The organism is Leptolyngbya sp. FACHB-541 (assembly GCF_014695875.1).
In the GTDB taxonomy this organism is placed as follows: Bacteria; Cyanobacteriota; Cyanobacteriia; order Elainellales; family Elainellaceae; genus JAAUTN01.
Genome location: NZ_JACJPC010000110.1, coordinates 319,679 through 336,837, shown reverse-complemented (window position 1 = coordinate 336,837; position 17,159 = coordinate 319,679). Strand labels below are relative to the sequence as shown.

Annotated in this window: 14 protein-coding genes; 6 read left to right on the top strand and 8 right to left on the bottom strand. The window is 47.4% G+C overall.

All coding sequences use genetic code 11. From position 1 onward, the window contains the following. The first annotated feature begins 10 nt into the window (after positions 1–10). Together H6G00_RS36260 and H6G00_RS24030 are read left to right on the top strand one after the other, a co-directional pair. Positions 11–142 (top strand): hypothetical protein, encoded by a 132-nt coding sequence (locus tag H6G00_RS36260; protein ID WP_277881948.1) that lies wholly within the window; start codon positions 11–13, stop codon positions 140–142. A gap of 374 nt (positions 143–516) precedes the next feature. Continuing rightward, positions 517–714, top strand: coding sequence for an NblA/ycf18 family protein (locus H6G00_RS24030; protein WP_190641516.1), 198 nt, complete (start codon positions 517–519; stop codon positions 712–714). A gap of 60 nt (positions 715–774) precedes the next feature. Here the strand turns inward: H6G00_RS24030 and H6G00_RS24025 are convergent, their stop codons facing one another. Together H6G00_RS24025 and H6G00_RS24020 are read right to left on the bottom strand one after the other, a co-directional pair. Next, positions 775–936: a hypothetical protein gene (locus tag H6G00_RS24025; protein WP_190798664.1), complete on the bottom strand. Its 162-nt coding sequence runs from the start codon at positions 934–936 to the stop codon at positions 775–777. A gap of 276 nt (positions 937–1,212) precedes the next feature. Then, a complete protein-coding gene (locus H6G00_RS24020; protein WP_190798663.1) occupies positions 1,213–3,435 on the bottom strand; it encodes a heavy metal translocating P-type ATPase in 2,223 nt (740 codons plus the stop codon). A 387-nt stretch (positions 3,436–3,822) separates the two neighbouring features. On the opposite strand from H6G00_RS24020, the gene H6G00_RS24015 reads away from it, so the two are divergent. Further along, positions 3,823–5,736, top strand: a complete 1,914-nt coding sequence (locus tag H6G00_RS24015; RefSeq protein WP_190798662.1) for a GTPase family protein — start codon at positions 3,823–3,825, stop codon at positions 5,734–5,736. Positions 5,737–5,945: 209 nt separating this feature from the next. After that, positions 5,946–6,923 carry a hypothetical protein gene (locus H6G00_RS24010; RefSeq protein WP_190798661.1) on the top strand — a complete coding sequence of 326 codons (978 nt, stop codon included), beginning with the start codon at positions 5,946–5,948 and terminating at the stop codon, positions 6,921–6,923. Positions 6,924–7,200: 277 nt separating this feature from the next. Here the strand turns inward: H6G00_RS24010 and H6G00_RS24005 are convergent, their stop codons facing one another. Then, positions 7,201–8,100 (bottom strand): sterol desaturase family protein, encoded by a 900-nt coding sequence (locus H6G00_RS24005; RefSeq protein ID WP_190679348.1) that lies wholly within the window; start codon positions 8,098–8,100, stop codon positions 7,201–7,203. Between the two features lie 117 nt (positions 8,101–8,217). Beyond that, positions 8,218–9,576, bottom strand: coding sequence for a 50S ribosome-binding GTPase (locus H6G00_RS24000; RefSeq protein ID WP_190798660.1), 1,359 nt, complete (start codon positions 9,574–9,576; stop codon positions 8,218–8,220). 829 nt (positions 9,577–10,405) lie between these two features. Here H6G00_RS24000 and H6G00_RS23995 point away from each other — a divergent pair. Beyond that, on the top strand, positions 10,406–11,032 hold the full coding sequence (locus tag H6G00_RS23995) for a hypothetical protein (protein ID WP_190798659.1): 627 nt from the start codon (positions 10,406–10,408) through the stop codon (positions 11,030–11,032). A 279-nt stretch (positions 11,033–11,311) separates the two neighbouring features. Here H6G00_RS23995 and H6G00_RS23990 read toward each other — a convergent pair whose 3' ends face one another. From H6G00_RS23990 to H6G00_RS23975, 4 genes are all read right to left on the bottom strand, one after another. Continuing rightward, positions 11,312–12,838 carry a pentapeptide repeat-containing protein gene (locus H6G00_RS23990; RefSeq protein WP_190798658.1) on the bottom strand — a complete coding sequence of 509 codons (1,527 nt, stop codon included), beginning with the start codon at positions 12,836–12,838 and terminating at the stop codon, positions 11,312–11,314. 201 nt (positions 12,839–13,039) lie between these two features. Next, a complete protein-coding gene (locus H6G00_RS23985) occupies positions 13,040–13,444 on the bottom strand; it encodes a hypothetical protein (RefSeq protein WP_190798657.1) in 405 nt (134 codons plus the stop codon). Positions 13,445–13,459: 15 nt separating this feature from the next. Next, entirely contained in the window at positions 13,460–13,972 is a 513-nt protein-coding gene (locus tag H6G00_RS23980; RefSeq protein WP_190641526.1) for a hypothetical protein, read from the bottom strand. 14 nt (positions 13,973–13,986) lie between these two features. Continuing rightward, a complete protein-coding gene (locus H6G00_RS23975) occupies positions 13,987–15,111 on the bottom strand; it encodes a hypothetical protein (protein WP_190641527.1) in 1,125 nt (374 codons plus the stop codon). A 661-nt stretch (positions 15,112–15,772) separates the two neighbouring features. Between H6G00_RS23975 and H6G00_RS23970 the strand changes: the two genes are divergently transcribed. Then, entirely contained in the window at positions 15,773–17,131 is a 1,359-nt protein-coding gene (locus H6G00_RS23970) for a pentapeptide repeat-containing protein (RefSeq protein WP_190798656.1), read from the top strand. Positions 17,132–17,159: the final 28 nt, after the last annotated feature.

Below are 17,159 nucleotides of genomic sequence, written 5' to 3'. Positions count from 1 at the left end.
AGGAGATCTTATGTCAAAGCAAAGAAAAAGCAATAAAGAACCTAAAAAACCAAAAGCCGTTTCTGATGAAACCCGAAAACAGAAGAAAGACCTCAAAAAGCATGATGGAAGAACATCAGGGCTATTTGGCTCTTCAAAATAGACTTTCACTAATGCCTTTTGATTTTGCTCTTATTCTGCAGAGTGCGATCGCTTGATTGCTTTAACTTCCACCGCTTATTCAACATAAGCAGGTGGATTTTTTTATCAGCTCAATCACCCTAATCCCGTTTTTATGAGGTTGCATCTTTTGATTTAGATTGTGAAACTATGTAAATAATTTGTTATACTAGTTTACATAGCGCAATAAATAAGTCAAAAATTTGTTCCTGATTGGCGAAAACTTAATGCTCACGCTCACATAGATTAATTCACCTCTCTCAAATGCTGAGTGTGATCAGTCAGTTTCGGCTCAAGTTTTAAAACCGTTAGTGCGTTACTAGATTCAAAGCTTTTGTTTTTTATTAGAAGGCAGTTATGAACCAATCAATTGAACTCACTTTAGATCAAGAATTTAGCCTCCGGATCTTTGCAGATCAGGTAAAACAGATGTCTCATGAGCAGGCGCAAGAATTTTTGGTTGAACAACACAGACTTATGATGTCTCAGAAGACGATGTATCAGAATCTTTTGAAGCATGAATGGAAGTTGGATTTGGATAGCGTTTCTTCCTAAACCGGAAGGTGATGTTTGACCTCTACACTTAATCGGAACCTGATGTAAGTCAGTCCTTCTCTACAAAGAAGTCTGCTGCTCTGGAGTTATGCCAAACCAGCGCTGGTCAAATTCGTTGAGTGCTTGAACTTGCGATCGCAGCCATTCTTCAAATCGCTCTTGTAACAGTCGTTTTTGCATCGGTTCATCTAACTGAGCAGGAAGGCGCTCTTCTAAGCGCACGACCAAACACCAGTCCCCCAGAACTAGTGTTTGGACTTCACCAATCTGACTGTGATGGAGCAGACCAGCGAGTTTTGTATTCAGGGCACCCAGTTCGACGGTGTAACTCCCTATAGCGTCGAGTCCCGATATTTTGTCGATGTTGCCGTTAGGGGAATAAGTTCCCCTAACGGCAATTTTTTTCCATCAACCTCACTATCCCGAACCAGATCTTGCGCCACTCGAATATTGACAAAGAGTCAGAGTAAAGGTCAGATAAATGTCGGCTGTGCAAGATTAAGCGTTCTCGTTCAGCTTTAACGCTCGACTGGCATTGAGAATTGCCAGCAGTGCAACACCTACATCAGCAAAAACAGCTTCCCAGAGTGTTGCCACGCCAAATATTCCCAAAATGATAAATAGCCCCTTAATTGCCATTGCTAACACAATGTTTTGCACCACAATTTTGCGGGTCTGTCTGGCAACTTGAATCGCTTCTACGATTTTGGATGGCGCATCGGTCATAATCACCACGTCTGCCGTTTCAATTGCAGCATCGGAACCTAGCCCACCCATTGCCATTCCAACATCAGCTCTTGCAATCACGGGTGCATCGTTGATGCCATCTCCGACAAAGACAACTTTGTCTTTACCAGATTGACTCAATAACCTTTCAATTGCCTCAACTTTGCCTTCGGGTAATAACTCAGCAATATAGGAATCTAAACCCAATTGTCTGGCTACAGTTTGAGCAACCTGTTTGTTATCACCTGTCAGCATCACGGTTTGCTTGATGCCAACTCGCTTGAGATCTCGGATGGCTTGTGCTGCATCTTCTTTAATTTCATCTGCAATGAGAATGTAACCCGCGTAGTGATTGTCTACTGCTAGATGAACCACCGTTCCTTCTACCTGGCAGGTATCGTGATCAATGTTTTCTTGGTGGAGGAGGCGATCGCTTCCTGCTAACACGATTTGATTGTTTACCTTAGCCCGAATACCATAGCCTGCTATTTCCTCGTAATCGGTTATATCCGCATCGTCAATTGGTTGACCATATGCCGCTCGAATCGATTGAGCAATGGGATGACTAGAGTGAGATTCAGCTTTTGCTGCTAGGGTGAGCAATTCTGACTCTGAAAACCCATTTTTTGTCACAACCTGAGTGACTTTAAAAACTCCTTGAGTTAACGTTCCAGTCTTATCAAAAACAACAGTTTTGACAGCGGTGAGGGCATCAAGAAATACCGAACCTTTGACAAGAATTCCCCGTTTGGCGGCTCCTCCTACGCCTCCAAAGTAGCCCAACGGAATGCTGATCACCAGCCCACAAGGACAAGAAATGACGAGCAATACTAGAGCACGATAAATCCACTCTGCGTGAGTTGCACCAGGGATTAGCAAGGGAGGAAAGAGGGCGATCGCCAACGACAAAATCACAACCACAGGCGTGTAATATCGGGCAAATCGAGTGATAAATTTCTCAGTTTGTGCTTTTTTAGCCGTAGCGTTTTCGACCAGATCTAGAATTTTGGCGATCGAAGATTCTTCAAATGGCTTTGTGACTCGAAGCGTTAACACTCCAGTCTGATTAATCATGCCTGCCAAAACAGATTCTCCAACTCTGACCGTGCGTGGAACAGATTCTCCCGTTAGTGCTGAAGTGTCAACCTGAGAACTGCCCTCCAAAATCTCACCATCCAGCGGAATTTTCTCACCTGGCTTAACTAAAATGAGTTCACCGACATTCACCGTTTCTGGTGAGGCAGCTTTGATCAAACCATTTACTTTCACATTGGCAGTGTCAGGGCGAACTTCTAGCAAGGCTTTAATCGAACGGCGCGATCGCCCCACCGAGTATTCCTGAAATAGCTCTCCAACCCGATAGAACAGCATCACGGCAACAGCTTCAGGCAGTTGGTGAATGGCGATCGCTCCCACCGTTGCAATGGTCATTAAAAAGTTCTCATCAAACACCTGCCCTCTGAGAATGTTGCGTCCAGCAATCTTTAACACCGTCCAACCCGCAATTAGATAAGCAGGAATGAAGACTGCGTATTCTCCAAAGCTGTAGGGGGTGTTGTGCAGAACCTCCTCAAAAATCATGCCTCCGACTAAAAGAGCCACGACTATGAGCACTGGAAGGAGTTCTGTCTTGAGCGCAAACTCGCCGGTTCCATGACCGTGGTGGTGATCGTGGTCGTGATGATGTTCATCGTCATGCCCGTGATGATGGTCGTGTTTATGCTCGTGATCTTGGGAGTGATGAGTTTTGGCGTGAGAGTGTGCTGTAGGAGTGACAATGGTGTAGCCCAGAGCGGTGATGCGATCGCGAAGCGTTGATTCATTCACCTGCTGCGGGTCATAGGAAACGATCAAGCGCTCAGTTGCAGAACTGACCGACACCTCAACCACACCCGCTACTTTTTGCAAGGCTGTCTCAATCTTTGCGGCGCAGCTTGCACAGTCCATGCCACCTATCTGCATCTGCTGAGTTTTAAGCGCTGGAGTTTGAGTCATAGCCGTTGCATGAAGTGCTGGAGGAAAAATTTTACGAACTCTAACACAATTCTAGAATGTATGAACAGTTATTCATATGTCTGGAATGAGAATCATTTCGTAGGGGTTTTGTGCTCGTGCTTGACTGCGATCGCTCAATACTTAGCTGATATGGCTTGATGCCTTGCTGTAATGGCTAAATCTTGCACGTTATGCAGAATTCATCTTGTAAAGGAACCCTATCTTTGTGTACGGGCGAAGCATTCGGTAGAGAGATTGTAATGAAGTTGCAGAGTGGGTGACCGAATGCTTCGCCCCTGCCGCTGCTGCTACCCTCTCCATAGACGGATTTGGTATCAATCGCTCAAAACTTCCATACACTGGAGACAAGTTTCTTGGCATAGGGCAATGGTGCGACTAAAGCGGTGGCAGTGGGCGGTGTTGGCACTTCCGATCGCCATAATTGCAACTTTTTTACTGACAGCAGCGGGATGGCAGATTCACGCCTGGGGCATTAACTGGATTTGGGGCGTGTTTATCTTGCTGTTTGTCGGTTGGCGATGGCTGCTAGTGCGCTGGACGCAGCCTGCTCTAAAACAGGTCGAAGCAGTACTGGCAGAAGTAAGCGAAGAGCTGGAATCTGCTCCTGAGCCGTCTCCCGCCCTGTCAGCGAATGAGGCAACCCGCAAGGCAGAAGCAGCACTTCAAAAGATTCTTCAGGAAACGCAGACTGACTTGCCTGTGTGGGAAGATTGGGCAACGTTTTGGCGGCGCTGTCAGGATGTGGTGGTGGCGATCGCCCACATCTACCATCCCGAAGTGCGGTATCCTTTGCTCAACATCTACGTTCCCCAGGCATACGGGCTAATTCGCGGCACGGTGGACGACCTGGACGGGTGGATGCAAAAGCTCTCTCCAGCGCTCAATCAACTTACCGTTGGGCAGGCATACCAGGCATTTGAGGTGTATCGCAAGCTGGAGCCATCCGCCCGCAAACTGTTGCGAGTCTGGAACTGGGCGCAGTGGTTGCTCAATCCGGTCGCGGCGGCAGCAAGGCAGGCGACGGAGCCTTACAACAATCGCGCCACCCAGCAGCTATTGGTGAATTTGAGCCAGCTTTTACGCGAGGCGGCATTGCGGAATCTGTGTCAGCAGGCGATCGCCCTTTACAGCGGTTCTACAGGCACCTTACCAGGAGTGGCACCGGCACCAGAACCTGCGCTTCCTAAAGCAAAAACTCAAACGCTACGAGAAATCCTGACCCAGGCAGAATCGATTGAAACGGTCGAGCAAAAGCCCGTCAGCATTCTGCTAGTTGGGCGCACCGGAGCGGGAAAGAGCAGTTTGATCAACACACTGTTTCAGGCTGACCTGGCTGTGGTAGATATGTTGCCCAGCACCGACCAGATTCAGAACTACCAGTGGAAAACCGAATTCGGGGAAATGCTTTCTCTCTGGGATACCCCAGGCTATGAACAGGCTGATCGAGCGGAGTTTCGCGAGTTGGTGCTGGATTATGCCAACGATGCCGATCTTCTGCTGCTGGTCACGCCTGCCCTTGACCCGGCACTGCAAATGGATGTGGACTTTCTCAAAGATATGCAGGCAGAAGTGAGTGATTTACCCGCGATCGCCATCGTCACTCAAGTCGATCGGCTGCGGCCTTTGCGCGAGTGGGAACCACCCTACGACTGGCAATGGGGCGATCGCCCTAAAGAAAAATCAATTCGAGAAGCAACCGAATATCGCGCTCAGCTTTTAGGTGAGTTTTGCAATCAGGTATTGCCCATCGTCACCGCAGATTCTAAAACGGGTCGAGCCGCCTGGAATGCTGATGCGCTATCCGTTTCACTGGTGGAAGCGATCGCCCCTGCCAAACAGCTTCGGCTAGCCCGCTTTCTGCAAAACCTGGATGCTCGCACCATTGCCGCTGCCAAAATCATCGATCGCTACACCTTTCAAATGACGACCACGCAAGGGCTAGCCGCATTCCTCAAAAGTCCAATTCTGCAATTCCTCTCTACCCTATCGACTGGGTCGCCCGCCCTGGCTTTTGCCCTGGCAGAACAAATTCCGGTTGAGCAACTGCCTATTGTCATTGGCAAACTTCAGATGGCGTATGATCTGTTCTCTCTGTTAAATCCGGGTGGCGCAAAGGCGTTAGAGTTTGACTTGCGATCGCTCTGGCCACTGCTGCTAGAAAATCCGCCTTCCCCCGACCGCAACGCATGGGCATTTGGTCATACATTGATCGAATACTGGACACAAAGCCTATCGATTGAACAAGCCCAACAGCGGTTTGAACACTACCTGGGTCAGTAATTAAACCAGTAATTAAAGTTAAAGGAGTACCCCGACGGGGCACTCCCTTAACTTTTTCAATTCAGTTCCGTCCGGTAAAGAAAACTCAGAAACTGTAGTAACGGAGCGTGACGGGTGCAGCCATACACATCCTGCCATTAGTGATGGGAACTATGCAGGATGGCGATCGCTTTTCAGATCATCACGTTACACCGTTTTAGGAGTTCTTCATGACAGCAACCGCTGATCTTCCTTTCAAGTTTAAGTTTGTTAAAAACGGACGGACTCAGAGCTTATTCCCCAAAAAAGGAACTGCAACTCAAGACAGCATTGTTTTAGGAAAAGATGTTTTGAGCTATGACGACATCGTGGATACAATCACTCGCGATCAACGCATCGTCCTTGCCCTATCCTCAACTAACAACTTGAGTTCAAGCCTACAAAAGTCCTTAGCTGGAGGCTCCGCAATCGTACTTGAGGTGAGTGGAGTCAAAGCCCAAGATTTAGAAAAACAAGTTGACCGAATTGCTTCCCAAAAAGCAATTGATAAACGCAAACAGCACCTATTAGAAATTGGTCAAGGACATTTGCTGCGAGTCGTTTCCTGCTCGGATTGTGAAGCGACCCTTGATCTAACTGACTATGAGCGAAGTTCTCATATCTACTGCCGTTTTTGCGAAAGTATCTTTAAGGAGAACCAGCCGCCGCTCGCCCAAGGTTCAACCTACCGAGTGTGTGATGAATGTGGTTTATTCGATCGGATCAGGAGCTATACAGAATTCTACTTTTTCTTTTTCGTCATCGCTTACGCTTTCTCCTACAAACGCCGCTATGTGTGTGACCACTGTGCAAACGGTTTGTTCTGGAAAACGTTTCTAACAAACCTAATCTTTATCCTGGGAATACCCACCTCGATTTACATCAAAATCAAGTCGATGTCGGGTCGCGATCCTGCTCTAAAAGAATTGGCACGGGCTAATGCATTGGCTAAGAAAGGGCAATACGACAAAGCTGCACCTATCTACAGCCAGCTTTCCCAGAACTATTTAGAACATCCAGGCTTGTTGATGAACGAAGGAATTGGTCATTTGGTCGCCAAAGATCCAGTAGGAGCGGTGCAATGTTGGCAGCGATCGCTCCAATCTTGCAGCAACTATCACCCCACACTGAGGCTACTCTACAACCTGCAAAACCCCAGTCAAAAGTGATGATGAGCCATTAAAAAAAGGTAGGAGAAAAGCTTTACCTTTCTCCTACCTTTTTCGTAACGAAACACTATTTTTGTGTAAGGGCGAAGCATTCGCTAGAGGAATTGTGCTGGTTGACTGACAAAACTCCCAAAACTACGGGTGTATCGTAGGTTGGGTGAAGCGAATGCGTAACCCAACAGAATTTAGGTGGATGTTGGGTTTTACGTTGTTTCACCCAACTTACATCAGAAGGTTTGCGACCGAATGCCTTGCCCCTATACAAGGATTTGTGGTGTCAGCTACTCGAAACTTTGACAGGTTCCTTTTCTGCAAACTCAACTACAGGTTGATTTGAATTAAACCAGGCTTTGACAATCTTCCAGTTTCGATAAGGGAAAAGTAACTGGTCAAAAAATGTTTCCTTGATTGTTTCACCAATCAGCCCAAAGTTCCTTGGCTGTTCGCCCTGAGGCATATAAAACGTACCGAAAATCAGATCGAAAATTGGGAAAAGTCCAGCAAAATTCTTGCCTGCTCCCTCTTCTTCTGTCGTGTGGTGCCAACGGTGGAAAGCAGGGCTAGAAATCACGTAGCGAAACGGTCCATAGGTCCAAGACACATTCGCATGAATGAAAGCAACATAGCTCGACAGCAGCGGCACATAAGCTTCAACAGCGATCGGGGAAAAGCCCAACAGCAGCACCGGAGTCGCCTGACACACCCGCGAGATAATATCATTCACCGGATGCAGTCGCACTGCCGTAAGCCAGTCCATTACCTCAGCGCTGTGGTGGACGGCATGAAAATCCCAAAGCTGGCGGGTATGGTGCCAACGATGCGTCCAGTAGCCGACAAAGTCACCAATGAAGATTGCAATTAGCCCTTGCACCCATAGCGGCAGGTGAGAAATCGGCCCGTAGCCCGCTAAAACCTGATTGATATCAAACGACAATCCCCCATTCTGAATCGTAATGCGCCCCAGCAGCAGGTAGAGCGGAATCAGGACAAGGGCGATTGTCGCCATGCTGATGATCTGGATCACCATCGGGGTGAAAAACCAGTAGAAAGTATCTAGCCAAACTCCTCTCCGCCACTTGGGCTGGTCAGGAATGCTTGGGAAAAGGCGCTCCAGAACCCCAAAGACCAGGGTAAGAACCAAAAACAAAACCAGCGTTCTAACGAACCGTGCTTCCATGCCTTAAATGTCTGCTTTCTTGAAGTTTTCTTACATTTACCGTGATAGCCCTTAAATGACAACTCCTGCGATCGGGCTAAAACAATGTAAGACGCTCCTTCAAGTACCTGAGTTCCATCAGGTTTTGATGCCCTTAAAGCGTTCCTTTGCGACTTGGAAAGCCTCTTGCATCACTGCCTGAATTTTTTGTGGGTCGGGTTTCTTGCCGCCCATCAGGTCTCCAAAGTAAACGCAGGCTCCTTCGCCCAACGACCAGGTGTAGGCAGCTGCCCAGGATGCGGCGATGACGCTGCCAAAGCCGGGGATGAATTTGATCAATTCTCGTCCGATCGCCTGCGCCAAAAATCCACCCGCGATCGCACTCACCACGCCGCCCGCTTGCGAGGGCGTAAGCGTCTGTCCATAGTGTTTCCCTAACAAGCCCACCATAGACACCTGGAGCGCAGTCAGCACCGGCATAGTGGCAAAGGGAAGCGGAATCGCGGCGATCGCCGCTGCCATGGTTGCAAACGCCAGCATATAGCGACGGGCCGTATCTCGATAAAGGTTGCCAATTTGGTCACCCGCGCCTTTGTCGAGCAGTTGATAAATCGCCCGCGCTTCGGCTTCAGGTAACAGGTCGGCTAGCGTGTCACGAAATGATTCCAAACCATAGAAAACTGGAGTATAGCCATCTTCTTCTAAAGTGAAGTCGATCACGACAGAGCGATCGCACACATCCTCAAAGATTTGTTGAATAGTCGTGAAGGCACGATTGACTTCCGCAAAATCGGGTGGATAAGGGGGATGGTCAGCGGTGTTAGGAGGATACACCTCATGCAGACAGGTCACAGCTAGCAAACAGGGAATCTCTGGATACTTTTGGCGCAACTGTTGAGCGATCTGTCGCAAAGTGTCAGTGGCAAAGTCATTAATTTTGATGGTAAGGATCAGAACCCTGGCACGGCGATCGCTCTCTTGTAAGTCGCCTACCAGTTCTTGAATAATTGCGTCAGTACTTTGATTGACATCACCCAGCCCTACGGTGTCTGTAAAAATCAATAACGGCAGGTCATTAGAAGGATAAGCGTAGCGTTCTGTGTGTTGAGTGTGGGGACGAAAACCTTGCCCGACGATTTCTGCCGAAACGCCCGTTAGACCACGCACAATAGAGCTTTTGCCAGCCTGGGGTTTACCAATCAACAGTGCTTCAGTGGTGGGGAGTTCTGCCCGGACAGTTTCTAAAATTTCTGCAACCTGGTCTTCGCTGACGCTAAACCACTTCACCACAGTTTGAGCAATCTGGTCTACAGGCAACAGTTTCACGAGGTTTGCAGTAGCACTATTCCACGTAGTCAAAGTACGAGATAAAGGTTGACTGCTGAGTGCCACCTTCAAATCTTCTACTAGCTTGTCTGTAACCTTCACCTTACCAGTGGGTTCAATCCCTTGTTGGGGTTGAACGGAAGATGGGTCAGTGTGATTGAGTTCAGTCATGACTTTACATGCTGTATTACCTGCAAAAACCAGGAGGGCGATCGCTCACTCCTGCCTTACAGATTAAGACAATATCCCCAGCAATGAGTCATTCCTATAGCAGACTTGTAGAAATGTCTCATTCAAGCAAAAAGTCTAGGTTTATCTCCAGTGCACCAATCAATTACATTCCTTTACATAGCAGTCCTAAATCAGTTGTTAAGATGAGTCACTCTGTTTCAAACACCCCATTAAAGCGAATTCAAATTGCCCACTAAAGCCCGTTCCAGTTCACCAAAAGGGTTAACGGAAAGACCATTCTGTCTCCAAGTTTTCAGCCTTGAACCTGAAATTTACTTCAAGGCTGGAAATTGAACGGGATGCAATGAAAATAATCTTACAGTTCATTCGCAAAATCAATTTGCCAAACGTGGCTAATTTGGAGCACCTTCGCAGTTCGTAACATGCTTCAAGTCGATTTCTAAATCTCTTTTGGCTACATCAGTCAACAAAACAGCTATTCTTCCTAATCCCTTGTAATAGCCTTGTAGCGATCCCAAATAAATTATAAAAGGCAGTTCTCCTAGGAATGCGTTTCTCACAACTGTTCTCCTGCGAGCCAGGTTAGCTGTGTTGAGGCAGTAATTTTGAGCAGTGTCGTCTTTATCCCAAAACATCTCTCATTTGGGGCTACCCCAACCCTGTCTAAAACTGCGCTGGGTCTTGTAGAAAAACTGTTTCTAATCAGCAGATTGTGAATTATTATTCAAAATACATTCACTTACACCGGAGTATTGCTATTTTTTGCAAAAGCTCCAAAGTTTTCTAAAAAAGAGAGGAACTCCTAACTGTGCCAAGTACTCAAATTGCTCCAGCTTCCGACCCCACCTTAACTAAGTTGCTAGAAGTTGACTCTGATCTGGCAACTCAAGAAACAGAATTAGCTGCTCAACTGGAAGCACTTCAACAAAAGCGTAAAGGTCTTCAGACCGTGATTGGAATCTTTGCTCCAGTCCGTGAAGGAGGTTCCAATGAAGCTCTTCCTAGAATTAATAGTCTGAATGGTTCTGCAGCAGCTAAGCCTGCTGAAGCAACCAAAGCGCCAGAGACAAAGCCTAAAAGAGGTAGGAAAGCCTCTCCTTCTAATAACACCCAAAAGAAAACAACCCCAACTCGCACTAAAGGTTCTCGAAAAACGGAGAACTGGCAGCAATACATGAAGAAAGAGTTTGGGCAAGCGTCTTTACCCGATGCGGTCTCTACGGTCTTACAAACCTACTCGAATGAAGCGCTGGAAACTCCGGCCATTGTGAGTGCCATCTTTACAGATAAAATGCCTGCAGAACTTCGCAATCAGGCTCGCGATCGCGTTTCTAACGTACTCTCGGTTGGCTTGAAAGATAATAAGTGGTATCGCGGCAAGAAGGGTTGTTACAGTGCTTCTAAAGCAGCAGCGGCAGCTAGCATTTCCTCTTAGAGGCAGATCTCAAGGTCGCTTTGATAAGAAGTCGCGACTATATGAACAAAACCTGCCTACGCAGGTGACAAAGTCTAAATGAGCTGAAGTCCGTTCGCACGGGCTCTGTTCTTGTAGTCGCGGTTTTACTTGTAGTTGCAGTTTTAGCTACTAAATCTCTCAAACTTGTTTGAGGTTAACTGTTGAGTCTAACTGTTGTTGATGTAGGCAACGGTCAGTTTGTCTTACCCGTTGCCATAATCACCATCACAACCAGGTACATACAACCAGGCACATACCTCAAGGTTCCGAGTTGTTGTCAAACCGAGGAGATTCAAAGGCATCTAGTTCAAACACAGGTTGCTTAAGCGCTGGAGGGGCATAAGCGTCTAGCCCTTTAACGATCGCCTTTTTAACTTCAGGTGTGATTTTGATACGTCTAGACAGACCTTGATGAGTTCCATCCGATGAACTGTGTTCTTCCTCAAATTGTGTTTCCGTTTGAGTGACTCTGATGGCTTGTAATTTCACTACTTCTAGCAAATCGGCACTCTGTCGTCGATAGGTCGCAATTTGCTCATCTGTTGCCTGCAACTCAGTCTGATAGCTTAGTTCTAGCGCCTTTAACTGCACTTTGTATAGGTTTCTAGCTTGGCTCTCAAGTTCTGCTTTGCTTGCTCCTAGAGGGAGGCTGAGTTGAATGGTGCAGGTGAGTTCGTTAGGATTAGCGATCGCCTGAATCGTCAAGTTTTGCTCACCATACTTCACCTGCAGATCTTGAAATGCCAGGAGAAAAGCCTGCCAGTCAATCCCGTCATCAAACACCAACTCAACCGTCTCTGGTGCGATATCAGCTGAGTGAGTTGTGTCTACTGAGGCAGAGTCAATGTCCTGGTTTGACTGAGGGGTAGACTGCAAACTAACTGCCCGTGAAGATTGGGGAGGCAGGGATATCGATTGACTGCTATCCAACCCCACTGCAGCAAAAATTGCGCCACTAAAATTCGTTTCGCGATCAATACTCCAATCCTCTACACAAGTTTCTTCAAGAATCGCTTGTGTAAAATTGGTTCCCAAAGCCTGAGCCTTAAATAGATTTGCGCCAGTCAGGTTTGCACCCGTTAGGTTTGCCCCATTCAAGTTAGCTCTAATCAGGGTTGCCTCACGTAGATCAGTCCCATGCAGGTCTGTGCCGCTCAGGTCTGCTCCGGTTAAATTAGCGCGTCTCAAATCTGTACCGCTGAGATTTGTTCCACGCAGGTCAGTTTTGCTCAAGTCTACGCGACTTAAATTGGCTCGGCTGAGGTCAGTATTACTCAGGTCTGCCTCGCTCAAATTTACCCGACTCAAGTCGGCTCTGGTCAAATCGGCACCGCTCAGATTGGCTCCACTTAGGTTGGCATCCTTTAAGTCTGCCCCTACCAAAATTACGCCGCTGCGATCCTGTCCGCTCAGATCTGCTTTGCTTAAATCTGCCCGACTTAGATTTGCCGAGGTTAGGTTTGCATCTCGCAGATTGGCACCTGCCAGGTTCGCTGCACTGAGATTAGTTTGGCTGAGGTTTGCTGCACTAAGATTTGCTTCGGTGAGATTAGCTTCGCTCAGATTGGCTTGGGTTAGGTCTGCCCAGCGAAAAGTGGCTTGAGTTAGGTCAGCCTGGTTGAGATTGGCCTGAGTTAAGTCTGCCCAACGAAAGTTTGCCTCACTAAGAGTTGCCTGATGCAGTCCGGCCCGCGTTAGGTCAGGAATTATCGGATTCTTTCGCCTCCACTCATTCCAAGCTTCTACGCCTTCTTTGAGCAGCGCTAGATATTCCTCGTTGATCATTGCTTTAGCCTGTCAGCGTTATTCTTTTTCATAGAAACTGAACTTCTTGCAAACTGCTGTGTCGGATTGGAGGGATGACAGCGAAGCGTGACTTAAACCGTATAGGAGTCTAATGCAAGAGATTTACTTTTGGTCTTGCTGAGGATGCACTTCTCCATTCAGGCATTAACTCGCGCTAACCTTGGCTTGATTGTGAAAGGTTTACGAAAGTTTCATGCTGGACTGGTGGTCATACTGATCTACGGAGGAGTTGCACCCTGAGCCGCGCCGTCGGTCTTTCAGCAGTTGATGCATCACCTGAATCACCGTACCTCTGGCATACTGGCTCATGGCCAGAACGGGTACTTGTCTAACGTGGACTTGATACTGCACATAAGGACCTTGGTGCAGCATGTTGACTGTTGTTTTGGGAGTGATGCCAGCTTTGAGAGCAGCCATTACAACTGCTTCATCGAGCTTGATGGCTGCCCAGTCGTTCTCAGCAAAGCGCTGATAAAGCGTGGAATAGTTTAAGTCGGGTTGTCCGATGATTTGTCTGGATTGCAATAGGTACTGTTGTCGTGCCTGTTGTCCCAACTCTTTAGCTGGCTCCTTGGGTTGAAGCATGATCGTGGCACACGGCTAGGCTGCTGCTTCAGCGTTGCTACATAAATCGCCCAGCAGGTTTTCTTCGTCAAAGTCAAACCCTTCATCTGTGATCGGGTTTGCAAACAGAGAGTCAGGAATGGCGATCGCTGATTCTAGTTCTGGATGCACTCTGAGCAATTCGGCTGTGAGTGATTCGCTCAGCATTTGCCTTAGCTCAACTTTGAGGTCGTTCCAGGAAAAAGGTTGGGTCAATGTGCCGGGACGTTCGATGTTAAAGCTGCTGCAAAGTAGCTCAATCTGTCGGGAGAGGAGTTCTACTGCATCTCGGGCAATCGCCTGAAGTTCCCCTTCACTCATTGCGGTGCCCTGGTAGGCAAAGGGTTTGTAAAAGGCGACGATTGCGTCTACTCCTTTGCGTTTCCCCTCCCGACTGCTGAAGCGATGGTTTTTGATCAGATATTGGAAGACGGCTCCCACCACCGAGTCTGTATCAGCATTGAAGGCAAACTGAACTCGCTGGCGAACGGTCTTTGTTTTGGTAGCCATTGCACCCGCCCAAGCTAAGCTAGAACCTCACTATACTTGCTCACCAACCCCTGGAACAAGCCATAGCAATCAGACATCCGCGTCACCATTGAGGGCATATCAGTTGCTTCGGGCAGTTCATTCACCAGTTCGTCTAGCTTTTCTTGTTTGCCGTCTGCAAAGATCACCTGGTCTGCCATCCGTAGCCCATCAAAGTAGGTTTTAATGGTTTGACGCATGACGAAGGCGGCACCACCACTGATGATGATGTCGGCCGTGCCATCAGAAAGCTGTCCTAATAGGTTGTCTTGCAAATAAATCCGAGCAGCCTTCCAGTAGGCTTGTCTGACGGCCTCAACAGCAGCAGCGAAATCATAGAGTTCACCTTTTGCCTGAGAAACCTGGGTGGTTTTTCCGGTTGAGAGGGCAGCCATCAGGGCGGGATAGTCAGCGGGAGTCACACCACAGCTACGGGCAACCCGCTCAAACACAGGCCAGAATCCAGGACCATCAGAATTAGATTTGGCGCTCTTGAGACTGCCTTGCTCAAAGCAGAGAACCGACAGATTTCTGTGGCCCATCATCAAGATGAAGGTGCGTCGCTGATCAATTGGAATGCCTGTCGCGTCAAGTTGTGCTTTGCGGTTGAGGTAAAGCCCAAACCCTTCTGGGCAGAACTTTAGGCTAACGCGAACCTGCTGAGCCATACCCCGGAAGCGGAAGTTTTGGGCGGTCTGGGTGAGCTTGGCAGCAATTTCGTCTTTGGTATTCATCTCGGTTAGGGGCAGCGGCAGCCAGATGATGGCTTCGTATTGGCTGGGCATCCGCTCCTTTTCAGCAATTACGCCGAGCGCCGCAATAATTTTGTAAACGGCCTGGTTTGCCTTATTTTCAACCAAGCTGTTGCCTTCAACGAAGGTTTTTGCGGCATCGCCAACCAGGATGACCTCATTGCCGACTTGTAACCACGCATGGTCTTGAGGACGTCCGCCCGCATTCAAAATTGAGAGCGCCAGAGTGGTCAAGCCATCAGCTACGCCTGCCCCCATCCAGAGGGCTTCTTTTTGATCATCGCGAACCCGGTAAAAAAACTTGGAACCAGACGTGCCAATGTCACCTGCTAAGTAAATGGTGGAACTGCTTGAGCTTGCCTGAGTCATGGGTACTGAAGAAAACGCTACAGCCACATCTTATGCAGTTTGGTTAGAAATGGTTAGTATTTTCTTCTAACTTTTTGAAATCTTTAAATACGTTGTTTCTTCGGTTGAAAATGGTTAGATCTTAAGAGGATTTTTGATGTAATTAGGTTTTATTTCTGCGGCAAAAATATGAAGGGCAATCGCCCTTCATATCTCGCTTTTTTGAAAGTTTATTTCTTTACTTTTTCCCGAAAACTAACTCTTTTAAAAAGGGCTTTTGCTATCTCCTCAATGCGCTAAATGCTTGAAGAGATAGAAATAGGTAGTCTATCTGTATAGGACTTTCAGGCTTTTCCTGGCGAATCAGGAATAATCGCCAAATAAAAATAATTTCTCGCAAAAGATATTTTTATTCACCCTGAATTAGCAAAAATTCCTAGAAAATAGCTTGTGTAAACTAGCAAAATCAATCTTTTTCTAAAGAAAAATAGGAAAGCCTAAGAGAATGTTTAAGAAGTAGCAAATGTCTCTTGTAAGGACGTAGCATTTGGCACACAGATTTCAAAATAAACCGTGAACTTTTGCTTAAACGTCTACACTGAATGACGCAACAAACGCAACAAATTAGACTTCTCAAACTTCTTCTGAGGAAACAGAGCTTGGTCAAGCAAGATGGGACGGTATGAGTGAATTGAGTAATCTTGAGCGATCGCCTGCAAACTTGTTTTGGTTAGGTTTGCCTGTTGGATTAACAGTCCTTTCCTTAGGCATGGCGTTTTTGCCTGAGCAGCTACTAGAAGAAAAACTGCGAGAAGCAAAAACGGTTAGACAAATTTCACTCTTCTGCGCCGGGGTCGGTACCTTTGCGGCAATCTCGATGGGTTACAAGCTGATTCGCCACGAACCATCCGTAGAGTCGGGTCATCGGGTAGATTTTGCTGATACCGGAGAAACGGATGCTATAGAAACCACCCCCGCCGAATTCAGTACCCCTGAGTCAATACCTGATGGGACTGGAGTAGAACAGGTGGTTAGCAGTATCGCCGCAGATGATGTCACTAGGGACAGCGTCACCACAAGTGGCGTTACCATAGATGATGTTGCTACAGATGCAGAGATAGATGCAGATGTAGAGGTTTCTGAAGATGTAGATATTTCTCAAGATCCTGATGTGCAGTCTATTTTGCTGCGACTGGTAAGCCAGGACGAATTGACGCGATTAGAGGCAGCGATCGCCTTACGGCAGTTGAGTCGTACCAAAGATCTGAATGGACTGACTTTAAGTGGGCTATGTCTGAGAGGCGCTAACCTAACCCAAGCAAACCTGAGTCATTGTGATTTGAATAGTGCAGACTTGAGCGGCGCAAACTTGAGTGGTGCAAACCTCAACCATGCGAACCTCAGCCAAGCAAACTTGAATTGCACAAACTTGAGCAATGCCAACCTGGACACTGCCAATCTCAGCTATGCCAATCTCAGCGCCGCGAACTTGAATCAGGCAAACTTAAACCGAACCAATTTGAGCCAAGCCAATCTTAGCCGAGTTGATTTGAGTCAAGCAATCCTAACAAATAGCCTGTTAATTAATGCGGTGTTTGAGGGGGCAAACCTCAATCAAGTTAACTTAAGTGGCTCAACTCTAGATGGTGCAATTCTCAATCGCGTTGATTTTAGTCAGGGCAATCTTTCTGAAACAAGCCTGAGAGCCACACGCTTGATCGGGGCAAATCTCCGTCGAACCAGGCTACACCGCGCCAAGCTTAACCAAGCTGTTCTAACAGGGGCAATCTTGGACGGCGCAACGTTGGATGGAGCTGATTTGTATGGGGTGGAGCTAAATGGTGCAGATCTAAATGAGGTAAATCTGATTGGTGCCGTCCTAATTGATGCCAACTTTAGCCGAACTAATCTAAGTCAGGCAAACCTCTGGAAAACTGTCGTTGACCCCAACAACCTCAAAGCTGCTTTTCTGTGCGGCACCACCTTCCCCGATGGTTCTTTAGAAAATCGAGACTGTCCCGATCAAAAACCTCCTGCATAAATCACTTGAAGCGTGAATGGTAGTGCTG

Coding starts and splice junctions, on each gene's coding strand:
- H6G00_RS24000 (WP_190798660.1), bottom strand. CDS start 9,576: ATGACTGAACTCAATCACACTGACCCATCTTCCGTTCAACCCCAACAA.
- H6G00_RS23975 (WP_190641527.1), bottom strand. CDS start 15,111: ATGACTCAGGCAAGCTCAAGCAGTTCCACCATTTACTTAGCAGGTGAC.
- H6G00_RS23980 (WP_190641526.1), bottom strand. CDS start 13,972: ATGGCTACCAAAACAAAGACCGTTCGCCAGCGAGTTCAGTTTGCCTTC.
- H6G00_RS24005 (WP_190679348.1), bottom strand. CDS start 8,100: ATGGAAGCACGGTTCGTTAGAACGCTGGTTTTGTTTTTGGTTCTTACC.
- H6G00_RS24010 (WP_190798661.1), top strand. CDS start 5,946: ATGACAGCAACCGCTGATCTTCCTTTCAAGTTTAAGTTTGTTAAAAAC.
- H6G00_RS24015 (WP_190798662.1), top strand. CDS start 3,823: ATGGTGCGACTAAAGCGGTGGCAGTGGGCGGTGTTGGCACTTCCGATC.
- H6G00_RS36260 (WP_277881948.1), top strand. CDS start 11: ATGTCAAAGCAAAGAAAAAGCAATAAAGAACCTAAAAAACCAAAAGCC.
- H6G00_RS24030 (WP_190641516.1), top strand. CDS start 517: ATGAACCAATCAATTGAACTCACTTTAGATCAAGAATTTAGCCTCCGG.
- H6G00_RS23985 (WP_190798657.1), bottom strand. CDS start 13,444: ATGCTTCAACCCAAGGAGCCAGCTAAAGAGTTGGGACAACAGGCACGA.
- H6G00_RS23970 (WP_190798656.1), top strand. CDS start 15,773: ATGAGTGAATTGAGTAATCTTGAGCGATCGCCTGCAAACTTGTTTTGG.
- H6G00_RS23990 (WP_190798658.1), bottom strand. CDS start 12,838: ATGATCAACGAGGAATATCTAGCGCTGCTCAAAGAAGGCGTAGAAGCT.
- H6G00_RS24020 (WP_190798663.1), bottom strand. CDS start 3,435: ATGACTCAAACTCCAGCGCTTAAAACTCAGCAGATGCAGATAGGTGGC.